General features: G+C 62.1%; 14 protein-coding genes. All 14 read left to right on the forward strand.

Going from position 1 to position 16683, the window contains the following annotated elements; all coding sequences use genetic code 11:
• Positions 1–132: 132 nt before the first annotated feature.
• Complete coding sequence (locus GJ699_RS23775) at positions 133–2040, forward strand: ATP-binding cassette domain-containing protein (protein WP_154381013.1); 1908 nt, start codon at positions 133–135, stop codon at positions 2038–2040.
• 82 nt (positions 2041–2122) lie between these two features.
• Positions 2123–2797: a CAAX prenyl protease-related protein gene (locus tag GJ699_RS23780; RefSeq protein WP_229262269.1), complete on the forward strand. Its 675-nt coding sequence runs from the start codon at positions 2123–2125 to the stop codon at positions 2795–2797.
• 54 nt (positions 2798–2851) lie between these two features.
• Positions 2852–4066, forward strand: coding sequence for an XrtB/PEP-CTERM-associated polysaccharide biosynthesis outer membrane protein EpsL (epsL, locus tag GJ699_RS23785; protein WP_154381015.1), 1215 nt, complete (start codon positions 2852–2854; stop codon positions 4064–4066).
• Positions 4067–4077: 11 nt separating this feature from the next.
• Entirely contained in the window at positions 4078–5460 is a 1383-nt protein-coding gene (locus GJ699_RS23790; protein ID WP_154381017.1) for an undecaprenyl-phosphate glucose phosphotransferase, read from the forward strand.
• Positions 5461–5674: 214 nt separating this feature from the next.
• Positions 5675–6598, forward strand: a complete 924-nt coding sequence (locus GJ699_RS23795) for an EpsD family peptidyl-prolyl cis-trans isomerase (protein ID WP_371867652.1) — start codon at positions 5675–5677, stop codon at positions 6596–6598.
• 31 nt (positions 6599–6629) lie between these two features.
• Positions 6630–7418, forward strand: a complete 789-nt coding sequence (epsE, locus tag GJ699_RS23800) for a polysaccharide export protein EpsE (RefSeq protein WP_154381021.1) — start codon at positions 6630–6632, stop codon at positions 7416–7418.
• Positions 7419–7477: 59 nt separating this feature from the next.
• Positions 7478–8884, forward strand: coding sequence for a chain length determinant protein EpsF (gene epsF, locus GJ699_RS23805; protein ID WP_154381023.1), 1407 nt, complete (start codon positions 7478–7480; stop codon positions 8882–8884).
• Positions 8885–8899: 15 nt separating this feature from the next.
• The gene (epsG, locus tag GJ699_RS23810) at positions 8900–9772 is read left to right on the forward strand and encodes a chain length determinant protein tyrosine kinase EpsG (protein WP_154381025.1); all 873 of its coding nucleotides are present in this window, start codon (positions 8900–8902) and stop codon (positions 9770–9772) included.
• Positions 9772–10665 carry an exosortase B gene (xrtB, locus tag GJ699_RS23815; protein ID WP_229262270.1) on the forward strand — a complete coding sequence of 298 codons (894 nt, stop codon included), beginning with the start codon at positions 9772–9774 and terminating at the stop codon, positions 10663–10665. Before epsG ends, xrtB begins: the two co-directional genes overlap by 1 nt.
• The gene (gene epsI / locus GJ699_RS23820) at positions 10662–11351 is read left to right on the forward strand and encodes an exosortase-associated protein EpsI, B-type (protein ID WP_229262271.1); all 690 of its coding nucleotides are present in this window, start codon (positions 10662–10664) and stop codon (positions 11349–11351) included. The genes xrtB and epsI overlap by 4 nt, the downstream gene beginning before the upstream one ends.
• A gap of 6 nt (positions 11352–11357) precedes the next feature.
• Complete coding sequence (locus GJ699_RS23825; protein ID WP_154381027.1) at positions 11358–12887, forward strand: lipopolysaccharide biosynthesis protein; 1530 nt, start codon at positions 11358–11360, stop codon at positions 12885–12887.
• Positions 12888–12890: 3 nt separating this feature from the next.
• Complete coding sequence (locus tag GJ699_RS23830; protein WP_154381029.1) at positions 12891–14003, forward strand: polysaccharide pyruvyl transferase family protein; 1113 nt, start codon at positions 12891–12893, stop codon at positions 14001–14003.
• Positions 14004–14011: 8 nt separating this feature from the next.
• The gene (locus GJ699_RS34710; RefSeq protein ID WP_229262272.1) at positions 14012–15034 is read left to right on the forward strand and encodes a nitroreductase family protein; all 1023 of its coding nucleotides are present in this window, start codon (positions 14012–14014) and stop codon (positions 15032–15034) included.
• 89 nt (positions 15035–15123) lie between these two features.
• Positions 15124–16674, forward strand: a complete 1551-nt coding sequence (locus GJ699_RS23840; RefSeq protein ID WP_154381031.1) for a hypothetical protein — start codon at positions 15124–15126, stop codon at positions 16672–16674.
• Positions 16675–16683: the final 9 nt, after the last annotated feature.

Genomic DNA, 16683 nt, shown 5'->3' on the forward strand with positions numbered 1-16683 from the left:
CCCCGATGCTAGCCGATCGCCCAGGAAAAGGCCAGTCGGGCATCCAGTCCTTGGTGGCACACAGGGCTTGTCGGTACAATAGAGGTTTCCACCTGTGGTGCGCCCGCCGGGCGCCATTTCCCTTCCAATTCTATGGCAGTCATTTCCCTCTCCTCTGCGCAGCTGGCGTTCGGCCACGTGGCCTTGCTGGACCACGCGGAATTTTCGCTGGAGGCCGGCGAGCGCGTGGGCCTGATCGGCCGCAACGGCACCGGCAAATCGTCGCTGCTGAAAATCCTGTCCGGCCAGTTCAAACTGGATGATGGCCTGCTGGTGATGCAGCAAAACCTGAATATCGTCTATGTCGAGCAGGAGCCGGTGTTCGCGCCCGACATGACGGTGTACGACGCGGTGGCCAGCGGCCTGGGCGAACTGCCGGCGCTGCTGAAGGAATACGATGGCTTGACCGCGAGTTTCGGTCAGGGCGACGATGACGCGCTGATGGCGCGCATGCACGATATCCAGCAGGTGCTGGATAGCGCCGATGGCTGGAATCTGGCCAACAAGGTCGAGACCGTGCTCGGGCGCTTGAACCTGCCGGGCGATTTGCCGATGCGGGCCTTGTCGGGCGGCATGCAAAAGCGGGTGGCGCTGGGGCGCGCGCTGGTGTCGGCGCCCGACGTGCTGCTGCTGGACGAGCCGACCAACCATCTGGATTTCAGCGCGATCGTGTGGTTGGAGGGCTTGCTGCGCGATTTCCGTGGCAGCGTGCTGTTGATTACCCACGACCGCAGCTTCCTCGACAATGTGGCCACCCGCATCATCGAGCTGGACCGTGGTCAATTGCTGTCCTATCCCGGCAATTTTGCCGCGTATCAGGTCCGCAAGGCCGAGCAGTTGGCGGTCGAGGCGGTGGAAAATGCCAAGTTCGACAAGGTGCTGGCGCAGGAAGAGGTGTGGATCCGCAAGGGCGTCGAGGCACGCCGTACCCGCAACGAGGGCCGGGTGCGGCGGCTTGAGCGCTTGCGCGAGCAGCGCGTCGCGCGCCGCGATCAGCAGGGTCAGGTGCGGCTGGAAGTGGCCACCGGCGAGCGCTCGGGCAAGATCGTGGCGGAACTGGAGCAGGTCAGCAAGTCGTATGGCGAGCGCGCCATCGTCAGCGACTTCAGCGCCACCCTGCTGCGCGGCGACAAGATCGGTTTGATCGGCCCGAATGGCGCCGGCAAGACCACGCTGCTCAAGCTGATCCTGGGCGAGCTGGCGCCGGACAGCGGCAGCGCGCGCCTGGGCACCAAGCTGCAGGTGGCGTATTTCGACCAGATGCGGGCCCAACTCAATGAGTCGGCCAGCCTGGCCGACACCATTTCGCCCGGCAGCGACTGGGTCGAGATCAATGGCCAGAAAAAGCATGTGATGAGTTATCTGGGCGACTTCCTGTTTGCGCCCGAGCGCGCGCGCTCGCCGGTCAAGTCCTTGTCCGGCGGCGAGCGCAACCGGCTGTTGCTGGCGCGTCTGTTCGCCAAGCCGGCCAATTGCCTGGTGCTGGACGAGCCCACCAACGACCTCGATATCGAAACCCTGGAACTGCTGGAAGAATTGCTGGAGGAGTACACCGGCACCGTATTCCTGGTCAGCCACGACCGTACCTTCCTGGATAACGTGGTGACCCAGGTCATCGTGGCCGAGGGCGATGGCCAGTGGCGCGAATTCGTCGGCGGTTACAGTGACTGGGAGCGGGTGCGGGCGACGGCGCCGCTGGCGTCACCCAAGGCCGCGCCCAAGGTGGCGGCGGCCGCGGCGGCGGTGTCCAAGCCCGAGCCGTCGCCCAAGGCGCGCAAGCTGAGTTTCAAGGAACAGCGCGAGCTGGACGAGTTGCCGCAGCGGATAGCCGCGCTGGAAGACGAGCAGAGCGCGCTGACGGTGCAACTGTCCGACCCCGACTTCTACAAAAAACAGGCGGCCGAGGCGCGTCGCGTGCATGACCGGATCGCGGCGATCGAGCAGGAATTGCTGGCGGTGCTGGAGCGTTGGGAGCAGATCGAGGCGCGCGCGGGCGGCTGATTGCGCACTGCAGCAAAAGACACTTGCGGCTCGCAACCGTTGTGATTAGAATCGTAGCGTTTATTAACCTGACGACAAGAGAATGCGAGCCAGTCTGATGCCGCCTCACGCCTGGCCGCGCATAGCGCCGTTTGCTGCTTACATGGCGTTTGTGGTGCTGGCGGACCTGTTGGCGCGCGCCGGCTGGGCGGCGCCATCGTTGTTGTGGCTGTATCCGCTCAAAATTGCCGCCGTGGTGGTGCTGTTGCTGTGCTATCGGCGCCATTATGCCGAGCTGGCGGCGGGGCGCCCGCGCTGGCGTGAGTTATGGCTGGCATTGGCCGCTGGCGTGCTGGTACTGGTGTTGTGGCTGCATCTGGATGCGGACTGGATGGTGATGGGGACGTCGCCAGGCTACCAACCGCTGGAGCAGGGACGCCTGCATTGGCCCTTGCTGCTGGTGCGGCTGGCCGGCGGAGTGCTGGTGGTGCCACTGATGGAAGAGCTGTTCTGGCGCTCGTTTCTGCTGCGCTGGATCAGCGCGCCGGATTTTCTGGCGCAGTCACCCGCCGCAGTGACGCTGCGCGCCTTTGTTGTGGCAGCGCTACTGTTTGGTGTCGAGCATCAGTTATGGCTGGCCGGCGTGGTGGCGGGGGCGGTTTACTCTGGTCTGTACATGTACAGCCGTAATCTGTGGACGCCGATCCTGGCCCATGCGATTACTAACGGTGGGCTGGGGCTATGGATAATTGCGACTGGGAACTGGACTTACTGGTAATATTGTCAAATATTTCGCAGATTAAACTAAAGACATACAACAATGTTGATTTTTATGCCAGAAAATAAAAGGCTAACACAGCGCGCGCCGCGGGCGCGCGGTCCGGTCTTGGCGCTGCTGGGTGGGCTGATTAGCTTGCCGTGTCATGCCGCGCTCAGCGATACCTTCCAGCCCTACGTCTCGGCGGCTTATGCGTATGACGACAACTTGCTGCGCTTGCCTGAAAACTCGGTTTACGGGCCGGTCCAGAGCGATACCATTCGCTCGGTCATCGCCGGGCTGTCGTTTGAGCGTCCGGTCGGGCGGCAAGTCTTCAGTGGCTCGGTGCAGGCCAGCAAAGTGTCGTTCAACCACTTTAGCCAGCTGGACTATACGGGAAAAGATGCTAGCTTGCAATGGCAGTGGCAGTTGGGCAATCGTTTGTCGGGCACGGCCGGTGCCAGTTATTCGGAAACCCTGGTGCCGTTCACCGATTACCACAGCGCCGACCAGAACTTGCGTACCCGCCGTGGCGACTATGTCAGCGGGGCCTGGCGTTTCCTGTCGGATTGGCAGGTGCGCGGGCGCTATAGCAAGGACCGCTTTAGTTACGACCTGCAATCGCAGCGCTCGCTGGACCGGGATGAGACCAACGGTGTGATCGGGGTCGACTATCTGGGCAGCAACGGCAGCAGTGTCGGTCTGCAGTTTACGCGCCAGAAGGGCGATTATCCTCACCCGGTGGTGTTGTTGGGTTATTCCTTCGATCCCAGCTATACCCAGGATCAGGTGCAGCTGAAGGTGCTGTGGAATCTGGGGGCGACCCAGCTGGAGTTCCTGGGCGGCCACGCGCGCCGTTCACACCAGGTGCTGGCCGAGCGCGACGCCAGCGGCAGCAACGGCCGTGCCACGGCTAACTGGGCGGCGCTGGGCGCGCTCAGCTTCAACGCCAGCCTGTGGCGTGAATTCTCCGCGTTCGAGGGCGGTACCGTCAGCTATTCGCTGAACAAGGGCGCCAGCGTCGGCGCGACCTGGGTGCCGACCGCCAAAATCAAGACCGAGCTCAAGTATCGTCACGAGCGGCGCGAATTCCCGGGGCTGGTGTCCGGCGCCAGCGTGCTCGATGGCAGCGACTTGACCCGTGGCGCCGTGGCCAGCGTGCAATATTCGCCGCGCAATAATATGCAGCTGACGCTGTCGGCCACGCACGATACGCGTAGCGCCACCAGTGGCATCAGCAGTGCCTACCGGGCCAATGGGGCGTCGCTTAGCGCGACCGTCCAGTTCTAAGGCGGCGCCGCATGACAGTTAATGACCTTCCGCTGATTTCGTTTTTTCAACGCGTGTTCGATCCGCTGGTGATCATGGGCATGCTGTACGTGGTGACCTTGTTGAGCGGTTATCCGTTCAACGGTTACACGCTGGTGTTGACGATACTGGCCTTCTTCATCTCCAACGAGGTATATCAGAACCTTGATCCCTACCGCACCTGGCGCAGCGGCCGCATGGGGGCGTATGTGGCCGACGTCATCATGGGGTGGGTGCTGACCGTCGGACTGCTGGTGGGGCTGGGCTGGATCAGTGGTCTGAGCGCGCATTTCCATGGCGACGTGATCCTGGTCTGGTTCATTACTACCCCGATCGTGCTGTTGACCACGCACATGGCGGTGCGCCGCCTGGGTGGCGGGCCGAACAAGGGACGCGAGGTGCGCTCGGTGGTGATTGTCGGCGCCAACGATCTGGGGCTGCGCTTTGCCGCCAAGATCGAGCACAGTCCGCACTTGCTGTTGTCGATCAGTGGCTTTTTCGACGACCGCGCGGAAGACCGGCGGCCAGCGCAACTGGCGCATCCGATGCTGGGCAAGATGAGCGACATCGCCGCTTATGTGCGCGAGCACCACGTCAAGATGATTTTCATCAGCCAGCCGATTTCGGCGCAGCCACGCATCCGCGCCTTGCTGGACGAGTTGCAGGATACCACCGCCTCGGTGTACTTCCTGCCGGATATCTATGTGTTTGACTTGATGCAGGCGCGTTTTGACACCGTGTGCGGCATGCCGGTGGTGGCGATCTGCGAGTCGCCATTTACTGGCATGAACGCGATGGTCAAGCGCGTCAGCGACATTGTGATGGCGCTGATCATCCAGATCATGCTGCTGCCGATCATGCTGGCGATTGCCCTCGCGGTCAAACTCAGCTCGCCGGGGCCGGTGATTTTCCGTCAGCGCCGTTATGGTCTGTACGGCGAGCAGATCATTGTTTACAAGTTCCGCTCGATGACGGTGGCCGAGGATGGCGCCAAGGTGGTGCAGGCTACCAAAAATGACCAGCGGGTAACCCGGGTCGGCGCCTTCCTGCGCCGCAGTTCGCTGGATGAGCTGCCGCAGTTTATCAATGTGCTGCAGGGGCGCATGAGTATCGTCGGCCCGCGCCCGCACGCGGTGGCGCACAACGAGCAATATCGCAAGTTGATCAAGGGTTATATGCTGCGTCACAAGGTCAAGCCCGGCATCACCGGCTGGGCCCAGGTGAATGGCTTGCGCGGCGAGACCGAGACGCTGGACAAGATGGAGGCGCGGGTGCGCTACGACCTCGATTACCTGCGCAACTGGTCGCTGTGGATGGATGTGTGGATTGTATTGCGTACGGTTAAGGTGGTTTTAAGCCGCGAAAACGCGCACTGATTTATTGTACTTTTTACACGCTGCTTTACTTTATTGACAATTCGCAGCTTGCCTAGCATACTACGTAGCGGGCTGCATAAGTCAGTAGTTTTGTTACTTTTTTTACGCATGTTGTGCAACCCTTTCCCGTCTATGCCACGCTGGCCTGATGCGTGGTGCCAGTGTGCGGGGCGCTTTTAAAGGAATGACCTTGAAATATTTCGATCTTCGGAGGGTGTTAAAACCCCGTCAGGCCCGTATCGTTGGCCCGCTGCTGCTGCTGGCGCTGTTGTCCGCTTGTGGCGAGAGCAAAGAGAAAAAGCCGGGCCAGAGCCTGGCCCGCGTCAACGGCGAGGAAATCACCGTGTTGCAGCTGAATGAGGAATTGCAGCGCGCGCGCGTGCCGGCGCAACAGCAGGAAACCGCCACCCAGCAATTGCTGGAGTCGCTGATCGACCGTCAGCTGCTGCTGTCGGCCGCCGCCAAGGACAAGCTGGACCGCGACCCCAAGGTGTTGCAGGCGATCGAGCGCGCCAAGGCGGTGATCGTGGCCCAAGCCTATCTGCAGAAAGTGGTGGGCACGCCGGCGCAGCCGACCACCCAGGAAGTGGCGGATTATTACGAAAAGAACCCGCAACTATTTGCCAAGCGCAAGCAGTTTGACACCCGTCAGTTGATGCTGGAAACGGCCAGCCTGGACGACGCCGCCAAAGCGGCGGTCGACAGCGCCAAATCGCTCGATGACGTCGCCGCCTGGTTGGATAGCCACCATGTCAAGTATGGCCGCAACGCGGTGCAGCGCAGCTCGACCGATCTGCCGCCGCAACTGGTCAGCAAGCTGGAGCAGATGAGCAAAGGCCAGCTGTTCATCGTGCGCGAGGGCGCCAACAGCGTCATCGTGGCCCTCAACGATGTCAAGGATGCGCCGCTGTCGCTGGAGGCGGCCGGCCCGCAAATTCAACAATTCCTGAGCAACAAGCGCAGCAAAGATCTGGCCGACGCCGAGATCAAGCGCCTGCGCGCGGCCGGGCAGATCGAATACCTGAATCGCAAGCCAGGCGAGGCGGCACCGGCCGCCAGCGCGCCGGCGGCATCCACCGCGGTGACGCCGGCCGCCGGGGATGGAGCGACCGAGCGTGGTGTTGCCGGTTTGAAGTAAGCCAATTTTAATCTCAGTAGGAGCAGGGCAGATGAAGCGATTTATGCGTTGGGCGGCAGGAGTGGTGCTGGCGGTCGGAATGGGAGCCGCCGGCGCGCAGGATACGTTGCTGGGGGCGGGCGACGTGGTCAAGGTGACGGTGTTTAACAATCCTGATCTGGCGGTGGAAACCCGCATCAACGAGTCGGGCGTGGTGTCCTTCCCGCTGATTGGTCAGGTGACGGTGGGCGGCTTGTCGACGGCGGCGGCGGAAAAGAAAATCGCCGGTCTGCTCGACAGCGGCGGCTTTGTGCGCAATCCGCAAGTGAATCTGCTGGTGACGCAGTTGACCAGCCAGCAGGTGTCGGTGCTGGGCCAGGTTAACCGCCCCGGCCGTTATCCGCTGGAAGGCCGGCGCAATCTGCTCGATCTGCTGGCCCAGGCCGGCGGCATCTCTGCCGATGGCGGCGACACCGTGGTGCTGATCCGCAAGCAGGGCGGCCAGTCGACCAAGGAAATCGTGGACGTGGTCGGCATGGTGCGCAGCGGCGCGCTGGAGCGCAATCTGGAGCTGTCCGCCGGTGACGTGCTGTACGTCGAGCGCGCGCCGCACTTTTACATCTATGGCGAAGTGCAGCGTCCGGGCGCGTTCCGTCTGGAGCGTCAGATGACGCTGGTGCAGGCGCTGTCGACCGGTGGTGGTCTGACCGTGCGCGGTACCGAACGCGGCATCATCATCAAGCGGCGCGATGCCAGCGGCAAGCTGGAGAACATCAAGGCCAAGCATGATGATTTGCTGCAAAACGACGACGTGGTCTACGTCAGCGAAAGCCTGTTCTGATCGTCATTGCGCCAGACTCCCGCAGTCTGGCATTATCTGTTTAACGTGAGAGTACAGTCATGAATCTGTCCCAATTTCTCCTGATACTGCGCGCGCGCCGCCGTATCATCCTGATTACCCTGCTGCTGACCGTGGTCACCACCGTGGTGGTCAGCCTGCTGCTGCCGAAAACCTACAAGGCCAGCGCTTCCGTGTTACTCAATGCCAAGGGCCTGGACCCGCTGACCGGCGTCAGCGTGCCGGGCCAGCTGTTGCCCGGCTATATGGCGACCCAGGTCGATATCATCACCAGCAAGAATGTCGCGCTGCGGGTGGTGGATCGCCTGAAACTGGCCGACAACCCGACCGTGCAAGCGCAGTTCCAGGACGCCACTGCTGGCCAGGGTACGGTGCGTGACTGGCTGGCCGATCTGCTGCTGCGCAAGGTGGATGCCGTGCCTGGCCGCGAAAGCAGTGTGGTCGAAATCAGCTTCAAGGGCTCCGACCCGCAATTCGTGTCGGCGGTGGCGAATGCCTTTGCCGAGGAATATCAGCGCCTGAGCATCCTGCTCAAGGTCGAGCCGATGAAGAAGGCGTCGCAGTATTTCGATGGCCAGATCAAATCCTTGCGTGACAGCCTGGAAATCGCCCAGGGCCGCTTGTCCAAGTACCAGCAGGAAAATGGCATCGTCAGCGTCGATAACCGTCTGGATGTCGAATCGAATCGCCTGAACGACCTGTCGGCGCAGCTGGTGATGGCGCAGGGACAGGCGATCGAGGCGGCCTCGCGCCAGCGCATGGCCAGCGGCGACGCCGGCCAGTCGCCGGACGTGGCCAACAACTCGCTGATCCAGAATCTGCGCGTATCGCTGGGTAACGCCGAATCCAAGCTGGCCGAAGTGGGCCAACGCCTGGGCAAAAACCACCCGCAATACCTGAGCGCGCAGGCGGAAGTGGACAAGATGCGCAATGAACTGAATGCGCAGATCAAATCGGTGTCCGGCTCGGTGGGCAACAACGCCCAGATCATGCGTCAGCGCGAGGCGGAAATCCGCGCCGCCCTGGCGGTGCAGAAAAGCCGCGTGCTGGAGCTGAACCGTACCCGCGACGAGCTGAACGTGCTGATGAAGGATGTGGAAAGCGCCCAGCGCGCGTTTGACGCGGCCTCGCTGCGCTCCTCGCAGACCCGGATCGAAGGCCAGTCGGAACAGGCTGATATCGCCATCCTGAATCCGGCCTCGGCGCCGACCGAGGCCACCAGCCCGAAACTGGTGCTGAACACCGTGCTGTCGGTGGTGCTGGGCGGCATGCTGGGCGTCGGCCTGGGCTTGTTGGCCGAGATGATGGATCGCCGCGTCCGCGCCGAAAGCGACCTCAGCGAAACGCTGGGCGTGCCGGTGTTTGGTGTCATCGACTGGAAGGAAAACAAGGTCTCGTCGCGTACCCTGGGCAAACCGTTTACCGCGCGCCGCGTGCGCTTGAATTAAGTGAAGGATGCATCCATGAATTCTCCAGCCGTTTCGATCGCGCCTACGGCGCCAGCCCCGGGCGACTCCAGCATAGGTGGTATCCTGCTGGCCTCCGGTAAAATTACGCCCGAGAATGCCGAGCGCGTGCTGCGCATGCAAAAAGATCTGGGGATCCGCTTTGGCGAGGCCGCCCAGCGCCTCGGCCTGATCAGCGAAGCCGACATTCAGCAGGTGCTGGCGCGCCAGTTTGACTATCCCTATCTGCAGGCCGGCGAAAAACGCTATTCGGACAAGCTGCTGGCGGCCTACCAGCCATTCAGCCCGCAGGTGGAAAAGCTGCGCGCGGTGCGCAGCCAGCTGATGTTGCGCTGGTTTGCTCGCGGCCGCAAGGCACTGACCGTGATCGAGGTCAGCACCGGCGACGGCGCCCCGATGTTTACCGCCAATCTGGCGGTGGTGTTTTCCCAACTGGGTGAACGCACGCTGCTGGTGGACGCCAATCTGCGCGAGCCCAGCCAGCTGGCCACGTTTGACCTGAGCGCGCGTCCCGGCCTGTCCGACGTGCTGGCCGGCCGCGCCGACAGCGGCGCGGTGACCAAGATCGACAGCTTTGTCTCGCTGTCGCTGCTGGGGGCCGGCACCGTGCCGCCGAACCCGCTGGAACTGCTGAGCCGCCAATCTTTCACCTCGCTCAATGCCGAGCTGGAGGCCGGCTATGACGTGGTACTGTACAACGTCGCCCCGTTCGCGCTGGGCGCGGACGCGTTGGCGGTGGCCGCGCGCACCGGCGGCGTGTTGCTGGTGGCGCGTACCAACCAGACCCCGCTGGCCGACGTCAGCCAGATCATTGAGGAAGTCACCAGCAGCGGCATCGAAGTGGTGGGCGCTGTCATGGTCGATTATTGATGATGAGTAGCGTGCATCCTGCCGCCGTGAGTGAGGCCGCGCCAGCCTGGCAGCGCGGTCTTGCGCTGTACTGGCCGCTCGTGCTGGGCATGCTGGCCATGTACCTGCCGACCCAGTACGACCTGTGGACCGGCATTTGGCTGACCGAGGGCTATGCCCACGGCCCCATCATTCTCGGCCTGGCCTGCTGGCTGCTGGCACGCCAGTGGCCACAGATGCTGGCCGCCGGCGGTCAGCCGGCAAGCGCCGGCTGGTGGCTGGCCGGTTTTGGTTTGCTGCTGTATGTGCTGGGGCGTTCGCAATCGATCCTGATGTTCGAGATGGCCTCCGGCGTCGTCATGTTCTGCGCCATTCTGGTGCTGGTGTGCGGCTGGCGCGCGTTGCGGGTGCAATGGTTCCCGGTGTTTTTCATGTTCTTTATGCTGCCGCTGCCATCGGCCATCGTCGATTCGGTCACCATGCCGATGAAAATGGCGGTGTCGTTTGCCACCGAGCAGTTGCTGTTCCTGGCCAACTATCCGATTGCCCGTTCCGGCGTGATCCTGCAGATCGGCCAGTACCAACTGCTGGTGGCCGATGCCTGCGCCGGCCTGCAGACGCTGCTGACGCTGGAATCGCTGGGGCTGTTCTATCTGAACGTGGTGCGCCACACCTCGCCGTTGCGCAATATCAGTCTGGCGCTGTTGATCATTCCGATTTCGTTTACCGCCAACGTGATCCGCGTGATGACGCTGACGTTGATTACTTATTACTTTGGTGATGCCGCCGGTCAGGGTTTCCTGCACGGCTTCGCCGGCATGGTGTTGTTTGTCAGCGCGCTGGTATTGATCATCAGCATAGACTCGCTGCTGCATTACTGGGTACGGCGGCGCGGCGTCAAGGGGGCGGCATGATTATGCGCAAGCAAGTGTTGTTGCTGGTGCTGATGCTGAGCGCCTCCGGCCTGGCCGAGGCGCTGTATCCGCGTCACAAGATTTCCGAGCAGGGACCGAAGGTGGAACTGGAAACCATGTTGCCGAAGCAGTTCGGCAACTGGAAAGTGTTGCCGAACTCCGGCGCCCAGATCGTCAATCCCCAGACCGAGGAACTGATTCACCGCATCTATACGCAAACGCTGTCGCGCACCTATGTCAATCCGCGCGGCGAGGGCGTCATGCTGACGGTGGCCTATGGCGCCGACCAGAGCGATGGCCTGGCGCTGCATTATCCGGAAAACTGTTATCCGGCGCAGGGCTTCGCGCTGGTCAGCAGTGACAAGGCGAGCTTGAACACCGGCTATGGCGAGATCGCGGTCAAGCATGTTTTCGCGCGGTTGGGAAGCCGCTCCGAGCCGGTGACCTACTGGGCGACGCTGGGCAACACGGTGGTGCGCGGCGCCATCCAGACCAAGCTGACCCAACTGAGTTACGGATTCCAGGGGCAGATTCCCGATGGCTTGCTGTTCCGCGTCTCGTCGCTGAACGAGAGCCCGGAAAGTGGTTATCAATTGCAGGCACAGTTCGTGCAGGACTTGATGGCGGCAGTGACGCCGCATAACCGTTTGAAGCTGGCTGGATTACAGGGCGCCAGCGGAAAGTAAAACAACATGTCCACACGTTTCGGAGCAGGGCGCGTCAAGCGCAGCCTGTTACATTTTTTCGCCGGTAAGGTGGCCTCGGCGGTCGGGGGACTGACCGCCGTGCTGATGGTGGTGCACGGCCTGACGGTGCGGGAATTCGCCGCTTATTCGGTGCTGGTCGGGCTGGTCGAGATGTTTACCGCCGTCTCCGGCCTGGGCTTGCAGCACGTGGTGCTGCGCTACGTCCCCGAACTGTATGCGCGCTACCAGCAGCATGCGCTGCGCCAATTGGTCGGCCTGGCCTGCGCGTTGCGCAGCGTGCTGTTGTTCGTCCTGTTGAGCCTGGCCTGGTGGCTGGCGCCCGTGCTGGCGGGCTGGATTGGCCTGGGCGACCTGGTCGACGCCTTCCGCGTGTTCCTGCTGGTGGTGGGTTTCCGCTCGCTGAACCAATTCCTGTCGATGATCCTGGAATCGATGTTGCACCAGGGGATATCGCAACTGGCGTTTTCGCTGGTGGCGCTGGGCCGTTGCTGGGGCATGATGTGGCTGACCGGGTTCAGCTCCATGAACCTGCTGAACGTCATCTGGGTAGAGTGTGTATGTGAAATCGTCGCTACCATTATCATGCTGGTCGGTATCGTCCGCAGCGTGCGGCACGGGGTGGCCGACGGCCATGAGGGCGATCAGGCCGACGACGATCCACACTGGTTGCGTCATCAGCGCCCGGTGCTGGTGAAGTTTGCCGGCTGGGCCTATCTGCAGCACTTGGCGACGCTGCCGTTTGGCGGCACCACCAACCGCCTGGTGGGCGGCGCCATGTTCGGCAGCATGACCATGGCCAGCTTTGGCTTCGCCTTGTCGATTTATGACTATGCCAAGCGCTATCTGCCAACCCAGTTGCTGATCGGCCTGATCCGTCCGGTGGTGGTGGCGCGGTATGCGACCACCGGCAGTTTCACGCGCGCGGCGGAATTGTGCGAGCAGGCCATGCAGTTCAACCTGGTGCTGCTGGCGGCCATGCTGGCGGCGCTGGCGGTGAGCGGGGATGAATTGCTGGGGATGATATCCAACGGCAAGTATATGGAGAGCAGTGTCATCATGCTGGCGACGTTGCTGGTGGTGCTGGTGCTGGAAACCCAGCGCGTGGTGCTGGATGTGCTGACGCAGATGGTCAACCATTATGAAATTCTGGTGTCGACCAATCTGTTCCTGTCGAGCTCGGTAGTGGGGGGGATCGTCGGGTATGCGTGGCTGGGCGCGCTGGCTTTTCCGCTGGCCAACCTGGCTGCGCTGGTGATCGCCATCTGGCGTACCGACCGTACGCTGGCTGGCATGGGATTTGTCTATAAGCATGACTGGACTGGTGCGGGCTGGTCTCTGATGAGTTTGCTGATCTCGACAGCGGCGGGGCGCCTGGCGCGCTACGCCGGCCTGGACTGGGTCAGCGCCCTGATCGTGGCCATGCTGGTGTTTGCACTGTTCTTCGTCAAATTGCAATTGAAACCAACACTGGGCTTTGCCCGTGACATGATCGGTAGTAAACAGAGTAAAGGATAAAGCATGCAAGTAGGTATCTTAACGATGCACCGGGTCTTGAACTATGGCTCGTTCATGCAAGGCTATGCGTTGAAGAGCGTTATTGAGTCCTTCGGCCACGATGTGCGCTTCATGGATTTCCAGAACGGCCAGCCGCGCCATCGCGGCCAAAAGGTGGAAATGCCCACTCTGGCCAACAAGCTGAGCAAGATTCCCGGGGCGCTCAGCGATATCGCCGGCACGGTGCGCAAGCGCCTGTTCCGTCACAAGTTCAACACCTATTTCCGCGACACGTGCTGGAACATGCTGGGCGTGCCTGAGCAACCCAACTATAGCCTGCGCGCCGATGCGGTCGTGATCGGCAGCGACGAGGTGTTCAACTACACCCAGAACCACTCGTTTGGCTACGTGCCGGCGCTGTTCGGCCATGGCATCGAGGCGCCGCTGATCCTCAGCTACGCCCCTTCGGCCGGCTACGCCAACTGGACCGATGCCCAGGCCGACGGCATCGCCGACGAGCTGCGCAGCGGCTTGCAGCGCTTGAGCCATATCTCCGTGCGCGACGAAAATACCCGACGCCTGGTCGAACTGTGCACCGGCAACAATCCAACGCTGGTGGTGGACCCGACGCTGATCTACGATTTCGATCATCTGCTGCCGGCCGAGCCGGTGGTGCAGGGCCGCTACATGGTGGTGTATGCCTATGAGGGCCGGATGGATTCGCCGCAGGAGATCGAGACCATCACCGCGTTCGCCCGCAAGCACGGCTTGAAACTGGTCACCGCCGGTTCCTACCACGGCTGGTGCGACGAAAACCTGGTGGTGTCGCCGTTTGAACTGCTGCGTCTGTTCAAGGACGCCGAGTACGTGGTGACCGACACCTTCCATGGCAGCATCTTCGCCATGAAGCATGGCCGCCAGTTCGCCACTTTCCTGCGCGGCGACAATCCGCTGGGCAGCAATGCGAACAAGGTCAGCTTCCTGCTGCACCAGTTGGGCATGCAGTCGCGCATCGTCAGCGACCTCTCCAAGCTGGGCCCGGTGCTGGAAACGCCGGCGCCGTACGACGACTACCGCGCGCGCTGGGAGCCGCTGCGGGACAGCTCGCTGGCTTACCTGCGCAATGCGCTGACTTGAGGATTGCCATGTCGATCAAAAAACTGATCTTGCGCTATGCGCCCGGCGGCGTGCGCCGCACGCTGCGCGATGTGTACTTTGCCAGCAAGCTGGTGCCGGGCCATCTGTATGATTACCGTCGGTTCCTGGCCCATGCCGGCTTGAACAAAAGCCGCAATGCGCAGGCCGAGCGCGCCGCGCGCATCACGCTGTACTACCACCAGGTGGAAAAAGGCATGAGCCTGGCCGAGCCGCGGCTGAATTTCGGCAAGCCGATCATCGAGTCGCTGTTTTCCGAGCTGGAGGGGTTCCTGCGCGATTACGGCGTTGCCGCGCCGGCCACCACCGGCATTGCCGCGCTGATCAGCTACATCGATTTCCACCAGCGCCACGGCGAGCAGGCGCAGCATGTGCGCGAGCCGCTGGCGAAGCTGCTGGCGCGGCACGGCCTCAGCATGGAACAGGCGCGCGACTGGAGCGGCGGCACCTTGCCGACCAGCCGCGCCGAAATCGAACAGGCCCGCCATGGCGGCTTCAAGAGTTTCTTCGAGTCGCGCCACAGCATTCGCCAGTTCAGCGGCGGCGTGGTGGCGCCGGACGATTTGCGGCGCGCGGTGGAAACCGCGCAAAAGACGCCGTCGGTGTGCAACCGCCAATCGTGGCAGGTGCACGCGTTCAGCCAGCCGGAGCAAATGGCGCGGCTGTTGCAGATCCAGAGCGGCAGCCGCGGCTTTGGCGAGCAGGCGTCGGCGGTGCTGGTGGTGACCTCGGACTTGCGTAGCTTCCTCGGCGTGGCCGAGCGCTATCAGGCCTGGATCGACGGCGGCATGTTTGCCATGTCGCTGTGCCTGGCGCTGCACGACCTCGGCTACGGCAGCTGCTGTCTCAACTGGTCGAAAGAACCGGATGCGGACAAGGCGCTGCGCGCCGCCGCCGGCATCGAACCTTACCAGCAGATCATCATGCTGCTGGCGGTGGGCACCTTGCCGGAACAGTTCAGCGTGGCGCGGTCATATCGGCCGCCGGTGGACCAGGTGCTGGTGCTTCATTAATTCTGATTGATTTGCGAAAGAGCTGATATGGCTGATACCGATCTGGCGCCGCTGCGGGTGGCGTCGCGTGTTATGGGCGGAGGCGCATCATGATGGCCGCCAAGCTGCGCCAGCGTTGGGCCGGCGCCAGCGGTGCCCGCCGGCCGGCGCGACGCTTCAACTGGGGCGGGCTGCTGCTGGTGTTCGGTGGCGGCCTGATGGCGGTGTTTTTCGGACTGTTGTCGGTCACCGAAAATCCGATCCTGATCGGTGCCGGGGTGGCGCTGGTGCTGGGGCCGCTCATGCTGCTCAAGCCGGACCTGACGGTGTGGATCATCCTGGTGGTCGGTTTCCTGATGGGGATTTTGTCGGCCAGCCAGCAGCTCAGCAAGCTGGCCTGGATCGTATCGATGCTCAGCACGCTGCTGCTGTTGCCGGCGCTGGTCAATCTGATGTGGAGCAAGGAGCGCCGCTTGCCGGGCTTCATGCAGCTGGCCTTGGGCTTTCTGTTTTACAGCCTGTTCGTCAGCGCGGTGAACTGGTATTCGCTGGCCGAGTTTGTCGGCGGCTTCAAGCACTACTTCCAGACCTTCGGCTTCATGCTGGCGCTCACCTTGATTGTGTTCACGCCCGCGCAATTTACCCGTTGGCGCAAGTTTCTGCTGATCGCAGGCTTGCTGCAATTCCCGTTCGCGCTGTACGAGCTGTTGATTCTGGTACCGATGCGCGGCGGTATTGCGCTGTCCAGCGAGACCACCGACGTCGTCGCTGGCACCTTTGGCGCCAACCTGCAAGGTGGCAGCCCGAACTCGGTGATGGTGATTTTCCTGCTGATCGTCCTCGGTTTCCTGGCCGCGCGCTGGCGCGCCGGAATGTTGAGTAATCGTGCCTTTTATATCCTGGGCTTTATTTGCCTGCTGCCGCTGGGGATGGGCGAAACCAAGTTCGCCGTGGTGGTGCTGCCCATGGTGGGCCTGAGCGTGTTGCGCGTCGACCTGATGCGCCATCCCGTGCGTTACCTCCCCACTGTGATGGGGATCGTCGCGGTGACGATGGTGCTTGGTTATATCTATGTGGTGCTGATGATGCATAGCACGCTAAGCGAAGTGATTGAGTCGACGATGCGGTATAACGTGGGCAATCAGAGCTACTCGCATGCCATGCTACTGAACCGTAGCAGCTCCATCACTTTCTGGTTCCAGCAACAGAGTCTGGAGAATCCTATCAGCTTCCTGATCGGTAATGGTCTGGGTAGTTCCTTCACCTCGTCGGTGACGGTGTCCGGCCACATGGGCGTGCATTACGCGCACTACGGCATCAACCTGACCGCGCTGTCGACCATACTGTGGGATTGCGGCATCATTGGCGCGGTGATGTACAGCGGCATCTTCATTGCAGCCTGGTTTGCGGCGGGCCGTCTGTATCACGCGGTGGACGACGCGGCGACCAAGGCCGATGCGCTGGCGATCCAGGCGGCGAACACTTTGTTCATGTTCAGCCTGATTTATTCGGATTCGATCGTCAACCTGGTATCGATGGAGCTGGTGTATTCGGTGGTGTTGGGCTACCTCGGCTTCCTGATGAATCAGCATGGCCTGCTTGGCGCCAAGACCAAGGTCAAGACCGTGGCCGCGCGCGCATCGGTGGGTTATGCCAAGTAAGCACGTTCG

The sequence above is a fragment of the Duganella guangzhouensis genome (assembly GCF_009674535.1).
Taxonomy (GTDB): domain Bacteria; phylum Pseudomonadota; class Gammaproteobacteria; order Burkholderiales; family Burkholderiaceae_D; genus Rugamonas; species Rugamonas guangzhouensis.

What these genes read in the sequence shown, in the direction of transcription:
- GJ699_RS23775 (WP_154381013.1), top strand. Translation starts at nt 133, where the DNA reads ATGGCAGTCATTTCCCTCTCCTCTGCGCAGCTGGCGTTCGGCCACGTG.
- GJ699_RS23780 (WP_229262269.1), top strand. Translation starts at nt 2,123, where the DNA reads ATGCGAGCCAGTCTGATGCCGCCTCACGCCTGGCCGCGCATAGCGCCG.
- epsL (WP_154381015.1), top strand. Translation starts at nt 2,852, where the DNA reads ATGCCAGAAAATAAAAGGCTAACACAGCGCGCGCCGCGGGCGCGCGGT.
- GJ699_RS23790 (WP_154381017.1), top strand. Translation starts at nt 4,078, where the DNA reads ATGACAGTTAATGACCTTCCGCTGATTTCGTTTTTTCAACGCGTGTTC.
- epsE (WP_154381021.1), top strand. Translation starts at nt 6,630, where the DNA reads ATGAAGCGATTTATGCGTTGGGCGGCAGGAGTGGTGCTGGCGGTCGGA.
- epsF (WP_154381023.1), top strand. Translation starts at nt 7,478, where the DNA reads ATGAATCTGTCCCAATTTCTCCTGATACTGCGCGCGCGCCGCCGTATC.
- epsG (WP_154381025.1), top strand. Translation starts at nt 8,900, where the DNA reads ATGAATTCTCCAGCCGTTTCGATCGCGCCTACGGCGCCAGCCCCGGGC.
- xrtB (WP_229262270.1), top strand. Translation starts at nt 9,772, where the DNA reads ATGATGAGTAGCGTGCATCCTGCCGCCGTGAGTGAGGCCGCGCCAGCC.
- epsI (WP_229262271.1), top strand. Translation starts at nt 10,662, where the DNA reads ATGATTATGCGCAAGCAAGTGTTGTTGCTGGTGCTGATGCTGAGCGCC.
- GJ699_RS23825 (WP_154381027.1), top strand. Translation starts at nt 11,358, where the DNA reads ATGTCCACACGTTTCGGAGCAGGGCGCGTCAAGCGCAGCCTGTTACAT.
- GJ699_RS23830 (WP_154381029.1), top strand. Translation starts at nt 12,891, where the DNA reads ATGCAAGTAGGTATCTTAACGATGCACCGGGTCTTGAACTATGGCTCG.
- GJ699_RS34710 (WP_229262272.1), top strand. Translation starts at nt 14,012, where the DNA reads ATGTCGATCAAAAAACTGATCTTGCGCTATGCGCCCGGCGGCGTGCGC.
- GJ699_RS23840 (WP_154381031.1), top strand. Translation starts at nt 15,124, where the DNA reads ATGATGGCCGCCAAGCTGCGCCAGCGTTGGGCCGGCGCCAGCGGTGCC.